We start from the raw sequence: 20,193 nt of genomic DNA on the forward strand, positions 1-20,193 counted from the left end.
CTCAACCACCGTCCTGTACGCGGAAGGTGCTGCCCGCGTCCTGCGTGTAGGGCGCGCCCTGCCACTGCCCGGAGTCGAGCACGCGGCTCGGATCGTGGGCGACGAATTTCCACGGTCCGACGTAGACGTTGTCGTGCCAGCGGTTGTGCTGCTTGCCGGTGATCGCCTCGGCCACCCGCTCGCCCTGATAGGGCGACCAGTCCGGATAGGTGCCGTAGTTGGCCAGCACCGCCATGCGGTCGCACTTCACCGTGCAGTCGACGACGGACTTGTCCAGCACGAAGCGGTTGCCGTGGATGTCCACCCGCTGGGTCTTCCACCGGCAGTCTGCGTAGAGCGGCGCGGTCGCGATCGCCGGCTCCGCGCAGCGCGCGGTCTTCTTCACCAGCAACGTACAGTCGCCGGAGGAGGTGTTGGCCGGGCTGTTGCAGAACCGGTCGGCGTTCTCCCACAGGGTGATCCCGGACCAGTTGTCCTCCAGCACGTTCCGGTAGATGTCGATCTTGTCGGTGCGGGCGTGGACCCGCGGTTCGCCGCCGGACTCGGACAAGTAGATCGTGGCGAACGGGAAGTTGTCGCCCCGGTCGGCGTACTTGCGGCCCTCGACCCAGTTGTTCCGCCGGATCGTGTTCTTGCGGATGATCGCGTTGTAGCTGGTCTCGTAGATCAGAGCGGCACCGTCGTTGTCCTCGAGCACGTTGTCCTCGATGAGGAAGTCGTTGTTGTTGGTGTCCGCCCACAGCCCGGTTCCGCGGTTGTCATGCACCCAGTTGCCCCGTACGTCGGCGCCGTCGACGGCCCAGAACTTGACGCCCCCGGTGCAGCCGCAGCCCGGCCGCCGCCGCTCCCAGTCGCCGGTGTTGTTGCCCACGATCTCGTTGCCCTCGACCACCAGGCCGCTGAGACCGGTGTCCTTGTACGCGTTCATGCCGTACTGGCCGTTGTCGCGCAGGCAGTTGGCGCGGACCTGCTGGCGGACACCGGCCATCAGCCCGGCGCCGGAGTTGTTCTGGATCGTCGCGTGCTCGATCACCCACCCGTCGGCCGAGTCATGGTTGACCACGCCCTCGTCGCGCGGCGCGACGAAACCCTGGACGGTCAGATAGCGGATGGTGACGTCGCGGGCGCTGCCGCCGAACGCGTACTGGTTGGTCTTCCGGCCGTCGAGCACCGCGCCCGGCGCGCCGAGGTAGGTGTCCCCCTTCTTGGGGATGACCTGGGCGAAACGGTCCGCCTCCAGCCGGTGCTTGCCCGGCCGAAGCCAGAACGTGGTGCCCGGGGGGCTGTTCTCGGTCTTCGCGGCCAGGTCACCGGCGACCGCGGGGTCGACCGTCACCGCGCCCGCCGGTGCCTTCGCCGGCCCGGTCGCGGGCCTGGCGCACACCCGTGCCACGGGTGCGGTCGGCGCGGAGGTCGGCTTCGGCCGCGCGCCCGGCGTGCTCTCGCAGCCGGTCGCCGCCGGCAGGGTCAGTGCCAGCAGCGCCGCCGGCAACGCCCAGTGCCGCGACTTGATCACCAAGCGTCCTTCCTAGCCGTGGAACGTGAGTACGGTGGTGAACTCCGCCGTGCTGTCGGCGACCCCGGTGCCGACCAGCGTGGTGGTGGGTTCCTTGCGCCCGAAGCCCGCGGAGTACCAGCCGAGCGGTGGGTCGCTCTCGCCGCGATGCGCCCGCCAGGTCAACTGCCCCGGCAGGTCGAGCGCCGCGGAGCGGTCCTCGCCGTCCCTCGTCCAGGTGAGCACCGCCCGGTCGTCCACCAGATCGGCGGCGATCGCCGGGCCGAGGTGGAACGCCAGGCGCACGGCCCGGCGCGGGCCGCGCACCTCGTCGACCACTCTCAGCTCCCGGCTCGCGGCCGTCAGCTCCACCCGGCGGCGGTGCACGGAGCGCTGGTAGCCGTCGTGCTCGGCGCACCAGCGGGCCGTGCCCCCCGCGGAGGCGTCGGACGGCTCCGCGACCAGGACGCGGCTGCGGGCGTGCCGGGTCCACAGGAACGGCCCGCCGGAGACGGACTGGTCACCGCCGTCCAGTTGCAGGGTGTTGTGACCGAGGGTCGAACGGAAGTACTGCCGCCACGCGGGCTGCCCGTGGTAGCAGTACGTCCCCGGGTCGGCGAGCACGTCGACCCCGTCGTGCCGGACCTCCACGGACAGCGCGTCCGCGTGGGCATGCGCGGCGATGGACAGGAACCCGTGCGGACCACCGTCGCAGCGGCACCAGATCTCCGCGGGACCACGCAGGACGGTCATGCCCGCGTCGGCGAAATGAGCGGGCCGGCCGGCCGGGCGGGACGGCGCGGTTCCGCTGTGCGGGTACGAGCGGATGAGCGCGGCCAGCAGCGGGGTGCGCACATCGGTGCCGGTCACCGCCGGCCACCAGTCGAGCCGGCCGAACACGGCGTCCCCGGTGGCCAGCAGCGAGGCCCAGCGGTCGGTGCCCGCGCCGTCCACGATCAGACCGTGTCCGTCGTCCGCGTCGCCCTGGCGCGGCGGCCGCAGCCGGTTGTCCACGACGGCCGCGAGCGCGTCGGTCATCCGCAGCAGCACCAGATGGACCGACGCGGGGACCGGCACGCCGGCGGCGTCCGCCTCGGCCACCGCGGCCAGGCCGAGCTCCAGCACCAGTCCGTGATACTCGGTGGCCAGTTCGCGGTTGAGGCCGGAGCCGAAGGTGTTGCCCCGCAGATGCCGCTCCAGCGACCGCAGCGCGTCGGCCCGCCAACGCGCCGAGGACGGGAACCACCCGAAGGCGCAGGCCGCGGCGAACTGCCCGGCGGCCTCGGCGATGACGTGGTTGTTCGCCGACGAACCCCGGCTGGGGAAGGCCGCCAGCCAGCGCTGGTGGTGCCAGATCTGCCGGAGCGCCACCGGGTTGTCCTCGAACAGTCCGGCCGCGCCCGGCCAGCCGTCGAGCAGCCGGCGGATCCACACCCAGGACAGCAGCCGGATCCCCAGCTCGATGCCGCTGGTCCAGTGCACCGAGCGCAGCGGCGGATTGGCCGACCACCACGACCGCAGGTGTTCGGCCACCCGCTGGGCGTACCGCTCGTCGCCGGTGATCGCGTAGGCGGCCGCGAGCACGGTGAGGTGCTGATGCCGGGACGGTTCCCAGATCTGCTTGATGTCCCCGACCGCGTCCTCGTCGCGGTACGGAACGTCGAAGGCGTAGCCCTCCGGGGCCCGGCGTCCGGTCTTCGGGTCGTAGAACCAGTCCGGGTCGGCCAGGTCGTCGCGGTCCACCCCGAAGTACTCGGCGTGTCCGGCCAGCAGCCGGTCCGCCTCGGCGACGAGACGTTTCGCGGCGTCCGGCGGCACCGCGTCGATCGTCCCCGCGGGCAGCACGGCGGTGAACCGGGCACCGGTCACGCTCGGGCCGTCCGGCAGCGCCGACCGCCACCGCCGTCTGCGCACCGCGTCGCCCACCCGGCCGCCGACCTCGCGCGGTCCCATCCGGGACAGCCGACGCAGGTACCAGCCCGCGCTCATGGTCATCGAGCACTCGCCAGCGTCACCGGGACGCCGCCCGCGAGGCCGGCCCGTACGGCGAGGGTGGCGGCCGTGGTGGCGACCAGCGACTCCAGCGGCACCGGCATCGGCCCGCCGGTCCGCACGGCCCTGACGAACGCGGCGAGTTCGGCGGACTGGCCCTTGTCCCGGGCCTTGGGGAGCCGCGAACTGACCCACCGCTTACGGCCGGCCCTGCCGTCGAAATACAGCGAGGCACGGACGAAGTCGTCGAGCCGCAGCACCTTGCCGTCCGCGACGAGGTCCAGCGTCTCCTTGGGGAAGCTGGGCGCGCCGGTGGTGACGTAGCTGATGGCGGCGGTGGACCCGTCCGGGTAGTGCAGCACGACCTGCAGGTCCTCGTTGCCGGACGGGGCGACCGCGTACACCGACACCGGGTCGGCGTCCAGCAGCCAGCTCGCCGTGTCGATGAAGTGTCCGCCCTCGCCGGCGAACCGCGAACCCTCGGTGCCCTGTTGGAGGTACCAGCTGCCCTGCTGGAGCCGGCCCGCGTTGACCAGGTAGCGCAGGCTCGCCGGACCGGTCCGGGCGCCGAACCGCGTCCTGGCCTCCTGCAACAGCGGCGCGAACCGGCGGTTGAAGCCCACCTGCAAGCGGTCGTTGCCGGATTCCTCGACCGCCGCGAGCACGCCGGCCAGCTCGTCCTCGGTGAGCGCCAACGGCTTCTCCACGAACACCGCCTTGCCGGCCAGCAGCGCGCGGCGGGTCAGTTCGGCGTGCGAACTGTGCCGGGTGACGACGAACACCGCGTCGACGGACTTGTCACCGAGCACGGCGTCGAGATCGGTGGTCGCGCCGGCGAAGCCGAACTTCCGCTTCGCGTTGGCCGCGGAGAGCGCCGTCGTGGTGACGACCGTGGACAACTCGACGCCGTCGCGCTGCGCCAGGTGCGGCAGCAGCATCGACGTCGCGTAGTTCCCCGCGCCGACGAACGCCAGCCGCACCGGAGCGTCGGCGGACCGGGCCGGGGCGGACGCACCGCCGCCGCGTCGCACCGCGGGCACGGCCACGACCGGGGCCTCGGCTCCCCCCGCATCCTCCGCTTCCTCCTTCTGCTCGGGGTACCGGAACAGCACGGCCACGGCCTTGAGGTCGCCGTCCTTCAGGCTCCGGTACGTCTCGACGGCGTCGTCGAAGTCGGCGACGTGGGAGATCAGGGGCTCCACGTCGACGCGGCCGCGGGCGAGAAGGTCGAGGAAGCAGGCCAGGTTGCGGCGCTCGGTCCAGCGCACGTATCCGATCGGGTAGTCCCGGCCTTCGAGCTCGTACGCGGGGTCGTAGCGCCCGGGGCCGTACGAGCGCGAGAACCGGACGTCGAGCTCCTTCTCGTAGTACGCGTTCCACGGCAGGTCCAGACGGCACTTGCCGATGTCGACGACCCGGCCGCGGTCCCGGCAGAGCCGCGCGGCCAGCTCGACCGGCTGGTTGCTGCCGCCGCCGGCGGCCAGGTACACCTGGTCCACGCCATGACCGCCGGTGAGTTCGGCGACGGCGGCTTCCACGGCCGCGGACGCGGGATCGCCGCAGGCCGCCGCGCCCACGCTCTCGGCGAGCTCGCAGCGCGCCGGGTCGGGGTCGGCCCCGACGACGCGGACTCCCGCGGCGGAGAGCAGCTGCACGACGAGCTGCCCGATCAGCCCGAGGCCGATGACCAGCGCCACCTCGCCGAGCTGCGGCTCGCCTTGACGCACACCCTGCATCGCGATCGACCCGACGGTGCCGAAGGCCGCGTGCCGGGGCGCGAGTCCGTCCGGTACCGGGGTGTACAGGTTCTTCGGCACCCAGTTCAACTCGGCGTGCAAGGCGTGCTCGTTGCCGGCGCAGGCCACGAGGTCGCCGACCTTCACGTCGTCGATCCCGGAGCCGACCTGCTCGACCACCCCGCACAGCGAGTAGCCCAGCGGCGTGTAGGAGTCCAGCTTGCCCATCACCTTGCGATAGGTGGCGGGCACCCCGTTGGTGGCCACGCTCTGCATGACCTTGGCCACCTGGTCCGGCCGGGAGCGGGCCTTGCCCACCATCGACATGCCGGCCTCGGACACCTTCATGAGCTCGGTCCCGGTGGAGATCAGCGAGTACGCGCTGCGGACCAGCACACCGCCCGGCTTGCATCCCGGTACCGGCACGTCGAGCACCGCCAGCTCGCCGCTCTTGTAGTTCTGAACAACCTGCTTCACCGAAGTCCCCTTGTTTCTACGCGGTGTTCTACGCCGCCGAGCGAGCGTTCTGGCCGGACCCGGAGATCGCGTCGCGGTACCAGTACTCGAGGGTCAGCACGTGCCACAGATGCTTGGAGAAGTCCTGCTGCCCGGCCGCGTCCGCGGCGACCATGCGCGCCAGCGCGTCACGGCGCAGGAACCCGGAGTTCACGAGCACGCCGTCGTTCACCACCTCGCGCACCAGCGGCGCCAGATCCCGGCTCATCCAGGCGCGCAGCGGGGCGCTGAACAGACCCTTGGGCCGGTACACGATCTCCCGGGGCAGGACCGAGGCGGCCGCCTCCTTGAGGACGGCCTTGCCCTGCCGTCCGACGATCTTGCGATCGCCGGGCACGGCGAACGCCGCCCTGACCACCTCGACGTCCACGTACGGCACCCGCACCTCGGTCGACGCGGCCATGCTCGACCGGTCCGTGTAGGCGAGGTTCAGGCCCGGCAGGAACATCCGGGCGTCGCCCAGGCACATGCGGTTGACGAAGTCGTCCAATTCGTTGTCCTGGTAGACGTCCGCGTGCTCGGTCAGCACGTCGTCGACCGTGCCGGCCAGGTCCGGGTCGACCAGGGCGAGCAACTCCTCCCGGTCGTACATGGTGTAGCTGCGCCGGAACGCGGTCTCCTCCGGCAGATCGGCGAAGGACAGGAACCGCTTCGCGAAACGCACCGACCGGTACCCCCGGCGGGCCGTGGCGACCGGAAGCCGGTCCACGGCCCTGGACAGGCCGCGCCGCAGGGGCCGGGGGACGCGCTGGTAGCGCAGCGCCATCAGGTTGGCCAGGTGCTTGCGGTATCCGGCGAACAGCTCGTCGGCGCCCATCCCCGAGAGCATCACCTTGACCCCGGCCTCCCGGGCGGCCGAGCAGATCAGGAACGTGTTGATCGCGGCGGGGTCGCCGATCGGCTCGTCCAGGTCGTACGTCATCCGCGGCAGCAGGTCGAGCACGTTCGGGGCGATCTCGATCTCGTGCAGGTCGACGCCGAACTGCTCGGCCACCTGCCGGGCGTAGCGCAGGTCGTCGGGCATCGCCTCGAACTTGGCGTCCTCGGCGCGGAACCCGATCGTGTAGGCGGAGATCCCGGGTTGGTGACGGGCCGCGAGCGCGGTCAGGTAGCTGGAGTCGAGACCGCCCGAGAGGAAGGTCGCCACGGGCACGTCGGAGAGCATGTGCCGCCGGGTCGACTCCTCGACGATGGCGGCCAGATCAGGCTGCTCGCCGCTGCGGATCCGCTCCCGGCCCTCCGCGGCGACGTCCCTCAGGTGCCAGTAACGGCCGCGCTCCACCGAGCCGTCGGGCCGGCAGCGGAGCCAGCTCCCCGGCGGCAGCTTCTCCGCCTCGCGGAACGCGCAGCGCGAGTCCGGCACCCAGTAGTACAGCAGCGAGGCCACCAGCGCCGCGTGGTCCACCTCCAGCGACCCACCGGTCACGGCGGCGAGCGCCTTGAGCTCGGAGGCGAACACCAGACCCTCACCGCGCCGGAGCATGAACAGCGGCTTGATGCCGAGCTGGTCGCGGGCGAGGACCAGTTCACCGGTTCGCTCGTCGAAGATCCCGAACGCGAACATGCCGCGCAGCCGGGGCAGGCAGTCCGTGCCCCAGCGCCGCCAGGCCTCCAGCAGCACCTCGGTGTCGGAGGTCCCGCGGAAGCGCACCCCGGCGGCCGCCAACTCGGCACGCAGGTCGGGCGCGTTGTACAGCTCCCCGTTGTACGTCAGGACGAGGCCGTCCGAGACCATCGGCTGGGCGCCGGTCTCGGACAGGTCGACGATGGCCAGCCGGCGGTGCCCGAGGTGCACTTCGCCGTCACCGACTGGATGGCTGTACCGTCCTGCCCCGTCCGGACCTCGGTGGGCGAGGGTGTCGGTGAGCCGGTCGGCCACGGCCTTGCCGTCCGGCCATCGGTAGGTGCCTGCGACGCCACACATGTCTAACGCGCCTCCTGGTCGCTGTCCGGGACGCGCGCCGCCCACATCGGCAGCCGCTCCGTCCGCCGCGGGCCCGTCCCGTGCTGCCGGGCCAGCCGCTCGATCTGGCCGCGCAGCGCGGTGTGCAGCCCGTCCCACAGCGTGCCGTCGGTCCGGTCACGCGGATCGGGGTCGATCAGCACCACACCGATCACCGGAATGCGCTGGTCAGCGAGTTGTCGGGCCACGGTGTGCAGCCATGCGGCGCTGCCGTGCCCGGCACGCACGACGAGCACGGTCTGCGTGCCGAGGTACTGGAGATCGGTCCACGCCGTGCCGGGCGACACCGAGCCGACGCCGAGCCGCAGGTCCTGATGGGAGAGGGTCGCGGCACGCTCGCCGCCGACCACGGTCGGGTCTCCCGGCTTCTGGCGGCGGCCCGCGAGCTGCCGGCCCGGCAGACCGTCGATGACGACGACCGGCCCGTCCGCCGCCAGTGCCACGGCGAGATCCAGGGCGATCACGCTCGCGCCGCGCGCGCAGCCCAGTTCCAGCAGGGACACCGGTTCCGCGGAGTTGCGCACGGTGCGGGCCAGGGACGCGGTGAGCCGTTCGCGTGCGACCCGGATCCGGCGGCGCCGCCACAGCCTGCGCGGCCGGCGGGGCAGCTCGGCGATGATCGAGGCACCGAGGTTCGCCGCGATCTCCCGGCGCAGCACGGGGCGGTCCGCCACCACGGTGCCGAGCGCGGCCACCGCGAGCCCGAGGACCAGCCCGAGGACGAGCCCGATCACGCCGTTGGTGGCGGCGGTCCTGGGCAGGGAGTGCCGCACGGCGCGCGGGGCGTCCACGATCTGCGTGCCGGCGACGAGCTGGGGCGTGCCGACGCGTGCTTCCGCGGCGCGCTGACTGAAGTCGGTGATCCGGGAAGTGAGTTCGGCCCGGCGGGCGAAGAGCGACTCCAGGTCCGCCGACGCCTTCGGCCCGCTGTCCGGCGATCCGCTCCCGATCGACTTGTTGACCTGGGCGAGTTCGGTCTGCATGCGGTCACGCTGGTCGAGCAGGGCCTTGGACTCGGCGTTCGCGGCGTCCTGGATCCGCCGCACATGGTCCGCGACGAACGCGTCGGCCAGCGCCTTGGCGCGGGTCACCGCCTCCGCGTCACTGTCGGCTGTCACGGTGATCTGCAGCAGGTTGTTGGTCAGGCCGACACCCGTGTAGTCCCGCATGAAGTCCTCGGGTTTCACCGGGGAGTCGAGGGACCGCAGGGCCTTGTCGGCGATCCGCGTGGTCTGCAGCAGCGCGACATCGGTGCGGATCAGCGTTCCGGGGTCGTTCGGCTGGTCCTCCTGATGCGCGACCAGCACCTTGGTCACCGCGGTCGGCGGCTCCGGCAGCAGGACCGCGAGCGCCGTGCCGGCGAGCAGCCCCAGTACCGCCATGGAGCACCAGAGACGGCGCCGTCTGCGCACCGCCACCACCAGCGCGTGCAGGTCGAGCAGCGGAGCGGCCGCCGGCGACTCCGAAGATGTACTCGTCGTCACCTTGAACCTCCCGTTGCGTCGTGGCCGACCGCGAGCATCGGCGCGGCGGTGTCCCGGGGACGGCCGGCATCCCGAGGACCTCCGGCGGTCCGGGTCGAACGGGCCCGGACCGTGCCGGCGAGAACGATGCCGACGACCTCGTGCTTGGCGTCCGCACAGGCCTCGGCGATGCCGGCGAGCTCGCCCGCGGTCCAGTTGCCCGCGCTGAGCACCACCAGGGCGCCGGACTCGTGGTCGCCGTCCGGCACCATCGGCCGGGACACCGAGACCCCGACCACCCGCAGCATGGGGTGTTCCCCGTTCGGAGAACCCGGGGAAGGATCGTTCCCGGCCTCGGCGACGAGCTGCCCGGCGGCCCGGCGGGCGACCTCGTCACCGTCGGGGACGACGACCAGCAGCCGGCGGGGGGCCGGTATCTCGTCCCGGAGACGGGCGCACACCCGCCGGTAGCGGATCTGCCGGCCGGCCTCGTCGCCGGACCTCCGCGGGGTCGGTATGTCCCACCGGACGTCGGTACCCAGCAGCCGGCGGATCCGGGCCCGCGGGCCACGGCCACCGGCGCGGGACTCACGCCGTTCGCCGGGTACCTCGACGGTACCCAGAAGCGCCGAGCCCAGCGCCGCGGCGATCTCCGGGTGGGTGCGCAGCCGGCGACTCATCCGAGCGGCGGTGAGATGGCCGATGACCGCGAGCAGGAAGAACAGCAGTGCCCCGGCGACGATGAGCTGCGTCCTCGTCGGCGGTGCCTCGCCGGCCGGCCGGGCCGCCGGCCCCATGACGACCATGTTGGCCTTGTTGGCGGTCGGGTCGGCCTGGTCCAGCTTGGTGATGGCCTCCTGCAGCGAGGTGCGCAGCTTCTCGAGCTCGGTGCGCGTCTGCACGCTCTCCACCGTCTGCCCCGGATCGGCCGCGTCGGCCAGTTCGGTGATACGGCGGCTGGTCTGCACCACCATCTGCTGCAACGCCTCGAGCTGCGCCGCCGCTTCGGGGTCGGTGTTGTCGTCGACGATCCGCGCGGCGAAGTTGACGAACTGCTGGGCCACCTGGTCGGAGAGTTGCTGCGCGCGCTCCGGGGTTTCGGCCGTGCCCGAGATCTTGATGATGTTCCCGTCGGTGGCCTTGGCGCTCACCTGGTCCCGCAGATCACCAGCGCTGACCCCGGCCCAGCCGAGCGTGGTGGCCGCGCGGTTGACCACCACCGAGCTGGTCGCGATCTCCGCCTGGGTCAGCAGCTCGCGCTCCTCCCACGCCCCCGGCAGCAGTACCGATGCCGAGGTCGTGTAGCGCGGCGGAAACAGCAGGGAGGTGCCGTAGCCGACGAGCGCGCCCACCACGGCGAGAAGGGTGAGGAGCCGCCAGCGCCGGCGGATAATCCGCCCGATCGTGACCAGGCGTATCGTGTCGTCGTTCAACTGTGCGGCCTCGTCCCTGCGCGGTCCTGGTCGCCCGCCGACGCCGGAGCGTCGTCACGGCAGGCTGCGGCGTAGGCGGCGAGCAGCGATCGCTGGGAGTTGCGCCAGGAGAGCTGCCCGCCGATCCGCTCCTGGCCGATCTTGCCCATCAGGGCCCGTTTCTCCGGATCGTCCAGCAGCAGCGCGATGAGCCGGGCGAACTCGGCCTCGTCGTTGGCGGGCGCGTAGACGGCGGCGTCACCGGCGGAGACTCGCGCCTCCCGGAGGTCGAACGAGACGACCGGCCGGCCCATCACCATGTACTCCAGGACCTTGTTCATGGTCGACACGTCGTTGAGCGGATTGTGCGGGTCGGGGGAGAGGCACACGTCGGCGGTGGACAGGTAGCGCACGAGATCCGCGTCCGGAATGCGCCCGGTGAACTGCACGTGCTCCGAGAGGCCGAGCCGCCCGGACAGCTCCACCATCGCGTCGAAGGTGTCGCCGGCGCCGACGAACACCGCGTGCCAGTCGGTGCGCCCCAGCTCGTCGCGGAGCTTCGCGAGGGCCCGCAAGGCGTAGTCGACGCCGTCCTGCGGGCCCATGACCCCGAGATAACACAGCAGATGAGGCTTGCCACGCTTCAGCTCCGGTTCGGGTGGTACGGGGTGGAACCGTTCGATGTCGGGCGCGCTGCGCACCACGAAGACGTCCTCCGGCCGCCGGCCGCCGCGGCGCACCGCGACGTCCCGGTAGCTCTCGTTCGTGGCGAGCACGACGTCCGCGGCCCGGTAGGTCCGCCGCTCCAGCGCGCACACGGCGCGGTAGAGCATGTCCTTGCCGCGGTCGAACCGGGAGAGGTACAGCTCGGGTACCAGGTCGTGCTGGTCGAAGACGAACCGCGCTCCGCGCCGCTTCATCCACAGGGCCGGCAGGAACAGCAGGTCGGGCGGGTTGCAGGCGTGGACCACGTCGACCGGACCGACCTTCCGGGCCAGCCGGACCGTGTGCCACAACGCCGAGCCGTACTCCCGCAGGTAGCCGGCCGGCCCGCCGGTGGCCGCGCGCAACGGGTAGCGGTGTATCCGCACCCCGTCGATCACGGCCTCCGGCTCCGTGTCCCGCTTGCTTCCGCGCGGGCAGATGACGTGTACCTCCCAGCCCGCGTCGCGCAGCGTCGTGCACTCCTGCCACACCCGTCGGTCGAACGGCACCGACAGGTTCTCCACCAGGATCAGCGCACGCCGGTCTGCCCGGTCGCCGCTGGTCGTTTCACCAAGCAAGGCCCATGTACCCCGGTTCGGTCCGGCGCGTATCGGCGTCGGGAAGGTGGATGAGGTCGATGATCACCGGGCCGTCGCCGCCGTGGGGCAGCGCCGACAGCACGGCCGGATCCCTGGTTCCGACCAGGCATACTTCGGCGTGCTCGAGCACCTCGTCGACGGAATCCGCGAGGAGTTGCGCGAGGTGCGGCAGCCGGGTCTCGATGTACTCGCGGTTCGCGCCGAGCAGCCGGGAGAGGCTCACGTTGGCGTCGTGGATCCGCAGGTCGTACCCCCTGCCGAAGAGCCGCTCCGCCAGTTCGACGAGCGGGCTCTCGCGGAGGTCGTCGGTGCCCGGTTTGAAGGACAGCCCGAACAGTCCCACCCGGCGCTTGCCGGTGCGCTCGACCAACTCCACCGCCCGTTGCAGATGGTCGGAGTTGGAGGGCAGCACGTGGGAGAGGATGGGCACCGAGACGTCGGCCCGTTTCGCCGCGTAGACCAGGCTGCGCAGGTCCTTGGGCAGGCAGGAGCCACCGAAGGCGAAGCCCGGCCGCAGGTAGGCGGGGCTGATGTTCAGCTTGCGGTCGGCCAGGAACACGTCCATCACCTGGTGCGAGTCCACCCCGAGCGCCTGGCACACCGCGCCCAGTTCGTTCGCGAAGCCGATCTTGAGACCGTGGAACGCGTTGTCCGCGTACTTGATCGCCTCGGCCGTCGGGACCGGCACCCGGAACACCTCGCCGGGCAACCCCTCGTACAGTGCCATGACCGCGTCGCCGCTTGCCGCGTCGAGCTCGCCGATGACGGTCTTGGGCGGGTCGAAGAAGTCCCGCACGCTCGTGCCCTCGCGCAGGAACTCCGGGTTGACCGCGACCCCGATGTCCACGCCGGCCGTGCCGCCGACGTACTTCTCCAGGATCGGTACCAGCAGGTTCAGACAGGTGCCCGGGAGCATGGTGCTGCGGAACACGACGGTGTGCCGCCCGCCCCGCTCGGCCAGCGCGGCGCCGATCTCCTCGGTGACCCGCTCCAAGTACGTGGTGCACAGGCTGCCGTTGGGCTCCGACGGGGTGCCCACGCAGACCAGGGACACCTCGCTGTCCATGATCGCCTCGCGGACGTCACCGGTGGCGCGCAACGCTCCGGTCCTTACGACCTCGGCGATGACCTCGCCGATCCGCTCCTCGACCACCGGGGCCTTGCCGTCGTTGACCAGGTCGACCTTCACCTGGTTCACGTCCACCCCGACGACCTCGTGCCCCATGCTGGCCAGGCACGCGGCCGACACGCAGCCCACGTAGCCGAGCCCGAAAACGCTGACCCTCATGACCCGTTCCTCCCCCCGCGCAGGCCCTCGCGGCCTGCGGTCCGTACGCCGGTCGGACGGCGATCCCCGCGCATCAGTAGGCCCCCTGCGCGTAGAGCACCGCACGCAGCGTCTTCCACAAGATCACTGTGTCCAGGGCGAGCGACCAGTCCTCCACGTACCGCAGGTCCAGTCGAACCGCCTCATCCCACGACAGGTCACTGCGTCCGCTGATCTGCCACAGGCCGGTGAGTCCGGGCTTGACCAGCAGCCGTCGCCGGATGTCCGGGCCGTACGCGGCGGACTCCTCCGGTAACGGGGGCCGCGGACCGACGAGCGACATCGATCCGGTGAGTACGTTGAAGAGCTGCGGGAGTTCGTCGATCGAGTACCGGCGGAGCACCGCTCCCAGCCGGGTCACCCGTGGGTCCCGGCGGAGCTTGAACAGCAGGCCGGCACCCTCGTTGCGGTCGGCCAGCTCGGCACGCGCCCCGTCGGCTCCGGCGACCATGGTGCGGAACTTGAGAATGGTGAACTCGCGGCCGTTCTTGCCGACCCTGCGCTGGCGGTAGAACGCCCCACCCCGGCTGTCCATCAGCACGAGCAGCGCGACGATCGTCATCAGCGGAGCGAACAGCAGCAGCAGGATCACCGCGCCCATCCGGTCGACGACCCCCTTGACCGCGCGGCGGCCCCCGGTGAAGGTCGGCATGCTGACCCGCAGCAGCGGGATCCCGAGCACCGCGTCGACGTGCAGCCGCGGACCGGCCACCTCCATCAGCACGGGGGCCACGATCATCTCGGCGTCGCTGCCTTCGAGGTTCCAGGCCAGCCGTTGCAGCCGGTCGGGTGACCAGTGCGGGTCCGGTGTGACCGCGACGACACGGTAGCCGTCGCGGCGGACGTGGCTCGCGACGTCCGCCAGGCGGCCGACGACCCGGACTCCGTCGAGTTGGTCACCCTCGGCCCCGAGACCGTCCGTGGTGCACACGGCGTCCACACGCCAGCCGAGGTGCGGGAACTTACGGGTTCGGGTGATCAGGTCGCGCACGGTGGCCAGGCTTCCGGCAGCGAGCACCGGTCTCAGGCACCGTCCTTCTTTCCGCTGTTTGTGCAGCCACAGGCGCAGCAGATACCGCGCCGGCATGGTGATGAGCGCGATCGCGGGGATCGCGACGAAGATCCAGAGCTTGATGTTGCGTGAAGTGAGGGCGATTCCGCCGAGCGCCAGCACGACGGTCGCCGCGAACAGCGAGCGTCCGAGCCGACGGAACTCCTCGGCACCCTGGCCCAGCACGGCCGGAGCCCACGACCGGCCCACCGCGAGCGCCCCCAGCACCAGCAGCTCGGTGCCGAACGCGAGAATTCCCCACTTCTCATGCCAGTTGGCCGCGTCCCGGGCCCCGAAGAAGTTGCCGATCCCCGCCACCACGAGCGCGGTGGCCACGGTGTCGCTGATGATCACGGCACGGCGGTACCGCATCTCCCACTCGATCGCGGGCTGGCTGATTGTCCCGTTCGTCAGACGCTCGCGCGCCGACGGAAACGGGCTGACTAGTCCCCCTTGCCGCACAGAACCCCCCAGGTTCCCAGTGGTTGGACATGTTCGCCTCACACACTGTTCCTCGCACCCGGGAGGCCCCCGCCCCCCGCGCCGCGCTGCTCCCCCCGCGGAAGGCCCCCGCCTTCCGCATGACATGCCGGCTATTTCAGAGCCGTATGAACAACTCCCCCTGACGGCAGGAGACTTGGAAGTCCTGCCGAACTGTCGAGGTGCGCGGGAACCATCGGAACCCCGGGTGCTCCCCGCACCCAAGGCCCCCTCCCGGGCTCCAAGAACCGATCACCCCCACGTCTGGCGCCGGGGACGCGACTGCTGGCTTCCCGTAGCGCCGGACCTAAAGATCATTACTGGTCGCCTCGTCTTCGAACAGCTGAAGCACGGTCAATCTAGACCATCGGGGCCAGTATGAAGAGAGGGATGTGTGTAATTTGTGCTCAAGACTTGAGGCTGGATACACCGAACGGTGACTGCCTACAGTCGTCTTCACGCCACCGCACGCTCCGGCGGCTCACCAGGCCCCGAGCGCGGCTTCCGTGCGAAACGGATGGTCAACCTCCAACTGCCCTGCTGTGACGTCGAGTTCGGCTAAAGCGTCCACTGTTCGTCACCGCGGAGCGCCATGGTCGGGGACCGGGGCGGCCGGGTGACCGATCCGGACAGCGAGGTGTGCATTTTGACCGGGTCGGCCGTCGGCTTCGGCGGCGGCGCACCCGTCGGATGTGACGCCGGCAAGATCAACAGCCCGTTCCGGCGCCCGTGGTGACATCTCCGCGACTCCAACGCACCATCTTTGTACGCCCGTTGATCTTCGCTCCCGGATGAGAGGAGTACGGGATGCGTGGACGGGTGGAGTCGACCGGTCCGAACCCGGTGCGATGCGTTCGGACTCACCCGGGTCGGGGCCTTCGCGGGGTGTCGCATGACAGACTCGGACCGTGTCGTCACAGCTGACGGCGGCGGGAGGCAGCACCTTGCTGACATTGGATTTGCACCCGATCTTCCGGAACAACCGCGACATCGAACTCTCGCTGCGGCAGATCGTCTTCCAGGCGAAACGCACAGGGGAGCCCGTCGTGCAGATCATTCACGGGAAGGGCACGGGACAGCTCAAGGGGCGCGTCCTCGCGTTCCTCGGCCAGAAGCACATCAGGAAGCTGTACGACCGCGTGGAGATCGACACGGCGAACACGGGCCGAATCCTGGTCCACTTCGCGCCACGCCCCTGAGCCCTCTCCCGCGGCGGGACGCCGTTGCGCCGGGCCGAGGAACACTCCGGCGTGCGTGGAGTTCCCCGAGGACCACCGCGTCCTGATCGTCAGCCGCAGGACGCGCCGGACTTCGTGTCCGGGCCGGCGCCGGCGGTCGCGGCCAGGCGGACGCCGAGGAGGCGTCCGGCCCGGTTCACCGTCACCTGAAGCGACGTCACGGCCCGCAGGCGGTCGTCACGGTAGGGGTACGTCGCGGTCCACGTCCCGTCCGTGCCGTCGTCGGCACGGTCCACCACGGGCCGCTTCGTGTCGGCGGTGGGGTAGCGCACGGCCACGTACCGGCCCGCGGCCCGCTCGGCGGCGGCCGCGTCGTGCACCGGCCCGGTGGAGCCCGGGATGGGTGTCCCGGCCGCTGCGGTCTCGGTGCTGGGCCCCGTCGATACGTCGACGCGGACCCGGTCCGGGTCCGGCCAGCTCATGAAGGCGACCCCGCTCGGTTCCAGCTCCGCCCACACCTCCTCGTTCATCCCGTCGACCCCGCACGGCGTGTTGTCGCGGACGCGGCCGATCCGCACGTCGTCGCCCAGCGCCTTGCGGACGGCCTGTTCGATCACCGCCCGCTGTTCCGCGGAAGCCGGTCGGCTCGGCTCGGCGTGGTCGACGACCCGCATGTCGACGACGGACGTGAGCACGACGGTGACGGCCAGGAATCCCACCCCGGTCACGGCCTGGAGCCCGCGGTGACGCGTGGGCCAGGGCGACAGCCGTGAACCGGCGAGGCGGAGGGACAGGACCCCGACGCCCGCGCCCACGACGGCGCCCGCGACGTTGGTGGTGAAGTCACTGGTGTCGCAGTAACGGCCGATGACGGGAAGGCAGGCTTGGCAGGTCTCGATCGCGCACGCCAGGAGGACGGACAGCAGCAGCGGCGGCACCGGACGCCGGGCCGCACGGACGCCGAGGAAGCCGATGGGCACGAACAGGGCGACGTTCATCCAGCCCTGCGTCGTCCCGAACGACTCCCACACGTCCTTGCTCACGGTGCACTTCACCGCGCCCGTACCGACGGGTCTGAACCAGAGTGTCAGGAACAGGGTGGCCGTCGTGGTGGCCGCCCACGCCGCGTAGGTCCAGGGCCGGTCCGAACGGCCACGCAGGGCGAACGCGACGCCGCCCAGCACCGCCGTGGAGACCAGGGCGGTGAGGAGGAGGTAGAGCCGGTGTCCTCCGAAGACGAGAGCGAACAAGGCCGTGCCTTTCGACAGCGCGAGGGGATCGGTCGACAGCGCGCGATCGGGCGCGTCGGAGATCACCCTGGCTCCCGCATGTCATGGCCCCTGGCTCGACTCATGACCAAGTGGTAACAGCGCCAGGCGGGCGCGAGTCGTCGGACGGGTCCGGGCCGCGGACGGCTGCGAGGCGGGAGCTGGCCGGCCCCGGGCGTCCGGTCCCGGGGACGGCCAGCGCTGTCGCGCCAACGGCGTGCGGGCGCGCCGCCACGATCCTCGGCGGCGGCAACGGCCGACGGGACGCCTCGCGGGCTGTGGTGCGGCCACGTGCGCGGCCGTCTACGCCGACTCCGCCGCGCCCGGCCTCTGCTGCGCCCACACGGTCTTGCCGTCCGGGTGATAGCGGATACCCCAGTTCTCCGCGACGGTCGCGACGATGAACAGGCCCCGCCCGCCCTCGTCGACCGTGCGCGCATGCTTCAGACGGGGGAGGCTCTGCCCGGTGTCGCGCACCTCGCAGGTCAGCCGTTCGTTGCGGATGAGTCGCAGCCGGTACGGCGGGGCGCCGTAGCGGACCGCGTTGCCGACCAGTTCGCTGACGATCAGCTCCGTGGTGAAAGTGTCGTCCGCGCCCACCCCCCACACCGCCATTTGCTCACGGGCGGCCGCACGCGCGGCGGGCACCGCCGCCAGGTCCTCGCCCAGCTGCACCGTGAGTACCTGGTCGGCGGGCAGTCCCCGCACCCGCGCCAGCAGAACGAGCTTCTCCGTCTCGTGGCGATCGCGCAGCGCGTAGGCGAGCGAGTCGCATACTTCGTCCAGCGGATCCCGCTGACCTGCCCGCAGCAGTTCCTGGAGGTCCGTCGACGACGTCGGCAGGTCCTCGTTGCCGATCGCGAGGATGCTGCCGGGAGGCATCGGGAACTCCGTGGCCGGAAACGGGGCCGGGTCGGGTCCGGCCAGGACCGGGCCGCACGGCGCGCAAACGATCTCTCCGTCGCTTCCGGGCCGGACCAGATACGGTTCGGACAGGCCGGCGCGGACGAGGACGCATGTGTGGTCGACCGCGTCGTAGACCACGATCAGACAGCCGGCGGTGAGGGGTTCCTGGTTCAGGGGGTCCCCGGTGGGCAGTGCGGCCCGCTCCCTGGCGAGCCGTCCGGCGGTGTCGCTGAGCCGCGCCATCAGTTCGTCCGGCTCCAGGTCCAGCGCGGCCAAGGCGTGGATGACCGTGCGGAGCTGGCCCATGGTGGTGGCGGTGGTGATCCCTCGCCCGGAGACGTCACCGAGGATCAACGCGCTGCGCCCGCCCGCGAGTTCGATGACGTCGTACCAGGCGCCGCCGCCGCCCGGCCCGGTGATGTGCATGGCGGCCACGTCCACCGTGGACAGCGCGGATGCCCGCTGCGGCAACAGGCGGCGCTTGACGGTCGAGGCGATGGTTCGCTCGCGTGTGTAGCGCCGGGCGTTGTCGATGCAGTGCGCGGTGTACGCGCATACGTCGGAGGCCAGCGCGATGTCGTCCTCGTCGAAGGGGTCCTCGTGCCGGTGCCGGTAGAAGCTGACGACGCCGAGGGCCTGGCCCCGCACGGTGAGCGGAGCGACGATCAGGCAGTGCGCCTCCGACTGTGCGATCGCGCTCGCCCGAGCCGGGTCGGCTGAGAGCCAGGAGCTGTCCTCGGTCACGGCGACGAGCCGGGGCCGCAGATCGTCGAGCACACGGGAGAACGGCGTGCCGTCAGGCAGCCGGTGTACGTCGTTCACCGGGCGTGCCGATACAACGCCTCTGAAGGCCACGCGCCGCAACGGCACGTCGTGGCTGACGGGGACCAGCGGGGGTTCCTCGCCCCGGATGACGTCCTCGATGACCTCGACGACCACGATCCCCGTGAACGCCGGTACGACCGCGTCGGCGAACTCCTCGCACACCGCGGTGACTTCGAGCCGGGTGCCGACGGTGGCGCGCACCTCCTCCAGCAGTCGCAGCCGCTGCAGCGCCTGTTCTCGATCGGTCACGTCGAGCGCGGAGACGACCAGCCCGAGCACTTCGCCGTCCGTACCTTCCAGGCGCACGTACGACATGGAGTACACCGTCGTGCGGTGGATGCCGCTGCGCGGCGCGGCGCGCACGGTGCGATGCAGCGCTGTCGCTCCATCGGTGAGCACCTGGAGTGCCAGCGTCCGCTCCTCCGCGGGGTCGATGAGGTCAAGCGTGGTGAAGAAGTCCCGGCCGGTCGTCGCGGTGCTGTCGCGACGGGCATCCTCCCGGCAGCGGACGATGCGCAGGGCGCTGTCCAGGACGTACAGGTCGACCGGAGCGTGGGTGAACAGTGTCTCCAGGACCGCCAGGTCCCAGCCGCCCGGGCCGGCCGCCTCGGCATCCCGGACCTCCCAGGTCAGCGAGGTGCCGTCGAGCACCGGTCGTAGGGACACCGGTCCCAGGGCGGTCAGTGGGGTCGGGTCCTCGTCGGCGCCGCTGTGCCCTTGGAACAGTGTGGCCACGGTGCGGCCTTCCACATCCGAGGGGGAGCGGCCGAGCAGTGCCCCGGCGTGTGCGGAGCATCGGAGGATCCGTCCGTCGTCGGCGATTCGCACGAGCAGCGCATCGCTCGGCATCGCACCCCACCTCCGCTCCCGGATCGCTTACACGCGCCCCTTCCATAGTGAGGCCGCACCTGGACTGTTCGCGCCCATTGCACCGCACAAGCGAATAAATTCCACATAATGGTTCAAATGTGCAAAGGGGTGATCGCAGGGGTGCCACCGGGCGAGGCCCGAGACGCGGTCGCGGTTCACCCGTCGTGTCGCCGTCGGGTCATGGAAGGTGTGCGATTCCCGGGGCGGGATCAGGGCCGCCCGAGCAGGTCGGCCAGGGCGACGAGGCGGGGGCGTCTCGCGCGTCGAGTCCGGCGGAAGGCGGCCGTCGTGGGCGGCGGATCGTTGACCGTTACGGCGATCACGTCGTCCGCCGGGCGATCCGTCACGGTCGATCCGACCGCGGCGACGAGACGGCCGAGGGCGACTCGGGTACTTCGCCGTGCGGC

The 20,193-nt window shown here is 71.3% G+C and carries 12 protein-coding genes; 1 reads left to right on the forward strand and 11 read right to left on the reverse strand.

All coding sequences use genetic code 11. From position 1 onward, the window contains the following. Window position 1: 1 nt before the first annotated feature. From GFH48_RS34460 to GFH48_RS34500, 9 genes are all read right to left on the reverse strand, one after another. Window positions 2–1,519, reverse strand: a complete 1,518-nt coding sequence (locus GFH48_RS34460) for a right-handed parallel beta-helix repeat-containing protein (protein WP_153291988.1) — start codon at window positions 1,517–1,519, stop codon at window positions 2–4. 9 nt (window positions 1,520–1,528) lie between these two features. Beyond that, a complete protein-coding gene (locus tag GFH48_RS34465; RefSeq protein ID WP_153291989.1) occupies window positions 1,529–3,490 on the reverse strand; it encodes an alginate lyase family protein in 1,962 nt (653 codons plus the stop codon). Further along, window positions 3,487–5,700, reverse strand: coding sequence for a bi-domain-containing oxidoreductase (locus GFH48_RS34470; protein ID WP_153291990.1), 2,214 nt, complete (start codon window positions 5,698–5,700; stop codon window positions 3,487–3,489). The genes GFH48_RS34465 and GFH48_RS34470 overlap by 4 nt, the downstream gene beginning before the upstream one ends. Before the next feature lie 28 nt (window positions 5,701–5,728). Then, window positions 5,729–7,663 (reverse strand): asparagine synthase (glutamine-hydrolyzing), encoded by a 1,935-nt coding sequence (gene asnB / locus GFH48_RS34475; protein ID WP_153291991.1) that lies wholly within the window; start codon window positions 7,661–7,663, stop codon window positions 5,729–5,731. Window positions 7,664–7,665: 2 nt separating this feature from the next. Then, window positions 7,666–9,186, reverse strand: coding sequence for a Wzz/FepE/Etk N-terminal domain-containing protein (locus GFH48_RS34480; RefSeq protein ID WP_153291992.1), 1,521 nt, complete (start codon window positions 9,184–9,186; stop codon window positions 7,666–7,668). Next, window positions 9,183–10,598, reverse strand: a complete 1,416-nt coding sequence (locus GFH48_RS34485) for a Wzz/FepE/Etk N-terminal domain-containing protein (protein WP_153291993.1) — start codon at window positions 10,596–10,598, stop codon at window positions 9,183–9,185. Before GFH48_RS34485 ends, GFH48_RS34480 begins: the two co-directional genes overlap by 4 nt. Then, complete coding sequence (locus GFH48_RS34490; RefSeq protein ID WP_153291994.1) at window positions 10,595–11,860, reverse strand: glycosyltransferase family 4 protein; 1,266 nt, start codon at window positions 11,858–11,860, stop codon at window positions 10,595–10,597. The genes GFH48_RS34485 and GFH48_RS34490 overlap by 4 nt, the downstream gene beginning before the upstream one ends. Beyond that, complete coding sequence (locus tag GFH48_RS34495; protein ID WP_153291995.1) at window positions 11,850–13,169, reverse strand: nucleotide sugar dehydrogenase; 1,320 nt, start codon at window positions 13,167–13,169, stop codon at window positions 11,850–11,852. Before GFH48_RS34495 ends, GFH48_RS34490 begins: the two co-directional genes overlap by 11 nt. A 73-nt stretch (window positions 13,170–13,242) precedes the next feature. Next, window positions 13,243–14,721, reverse strand: a complete 1,479-nt coding sequence (locus GFH48_RS34500; RefSeq protein ID WP_153291996.1) for a sugar transferase — start codon at window positions 14,719–14,721, stop codon at window positions 13,243–13,245. A 926-nt stretch (window positions 14,722–15,647) separates the two neighbouring features. Here GFH48_RS34500 and GFH48_RS34505 point away from each other — a divergent pair. Next, complete coding sequence (locus GFH48_RS34505; protein ID WP_228121091.1) at window positions 15,648–15,938, forward strand: Smr/MutS family protein; 291 nt, start codon at window positions 15,648–15,650, stop codon at window positions 15,936–15,938. 89 nt (window positions 15,939–16,027) lie between these two features. Here the strand turns inward: GFH48_RS34505 and GFH48_RS34510 are convergent, their stop codons facing one another. Together GFH48_RS34510 and GFH48_RS34515 are read right to left on the reverse strand one after the other, a co-directional pair. Then, a complete protein-coding gene (locus GFH48_RS34510) occupies window positions 16,028–17,233 on the reverse strand; it encodes a VanZ family protein (protein WP_153291997.1) in 1,206 nt (401 codons plus the stop codon). 255 nt (window positions 17,234–17,488) lie between these two features. Then, window positions 17,489–19,651: a SpoIIE family protein phosphatase gene (locus GFH48_RS34515; protein ID WP_194280754.1), complete on the reverse strand. Its 2,163-nt coding sequence runs from the start codon at window positions 19,649–19,651 to the stop codon at window positions 17,489–17,491. Window positions 19,652–20,193: the final 542 nt, after the last annotated feature.

It is taken from the genome of Streptomyces fagopyri (genome assembly GCF_009498275.1).
In the GTDB taxonomy this organism is placed as follows: Bacteria; Actinomycetota; Actinomycetes; order Streptomycetales; family Streptomycetaceae; genus Streptomyces; species Streptomyces fagopyri.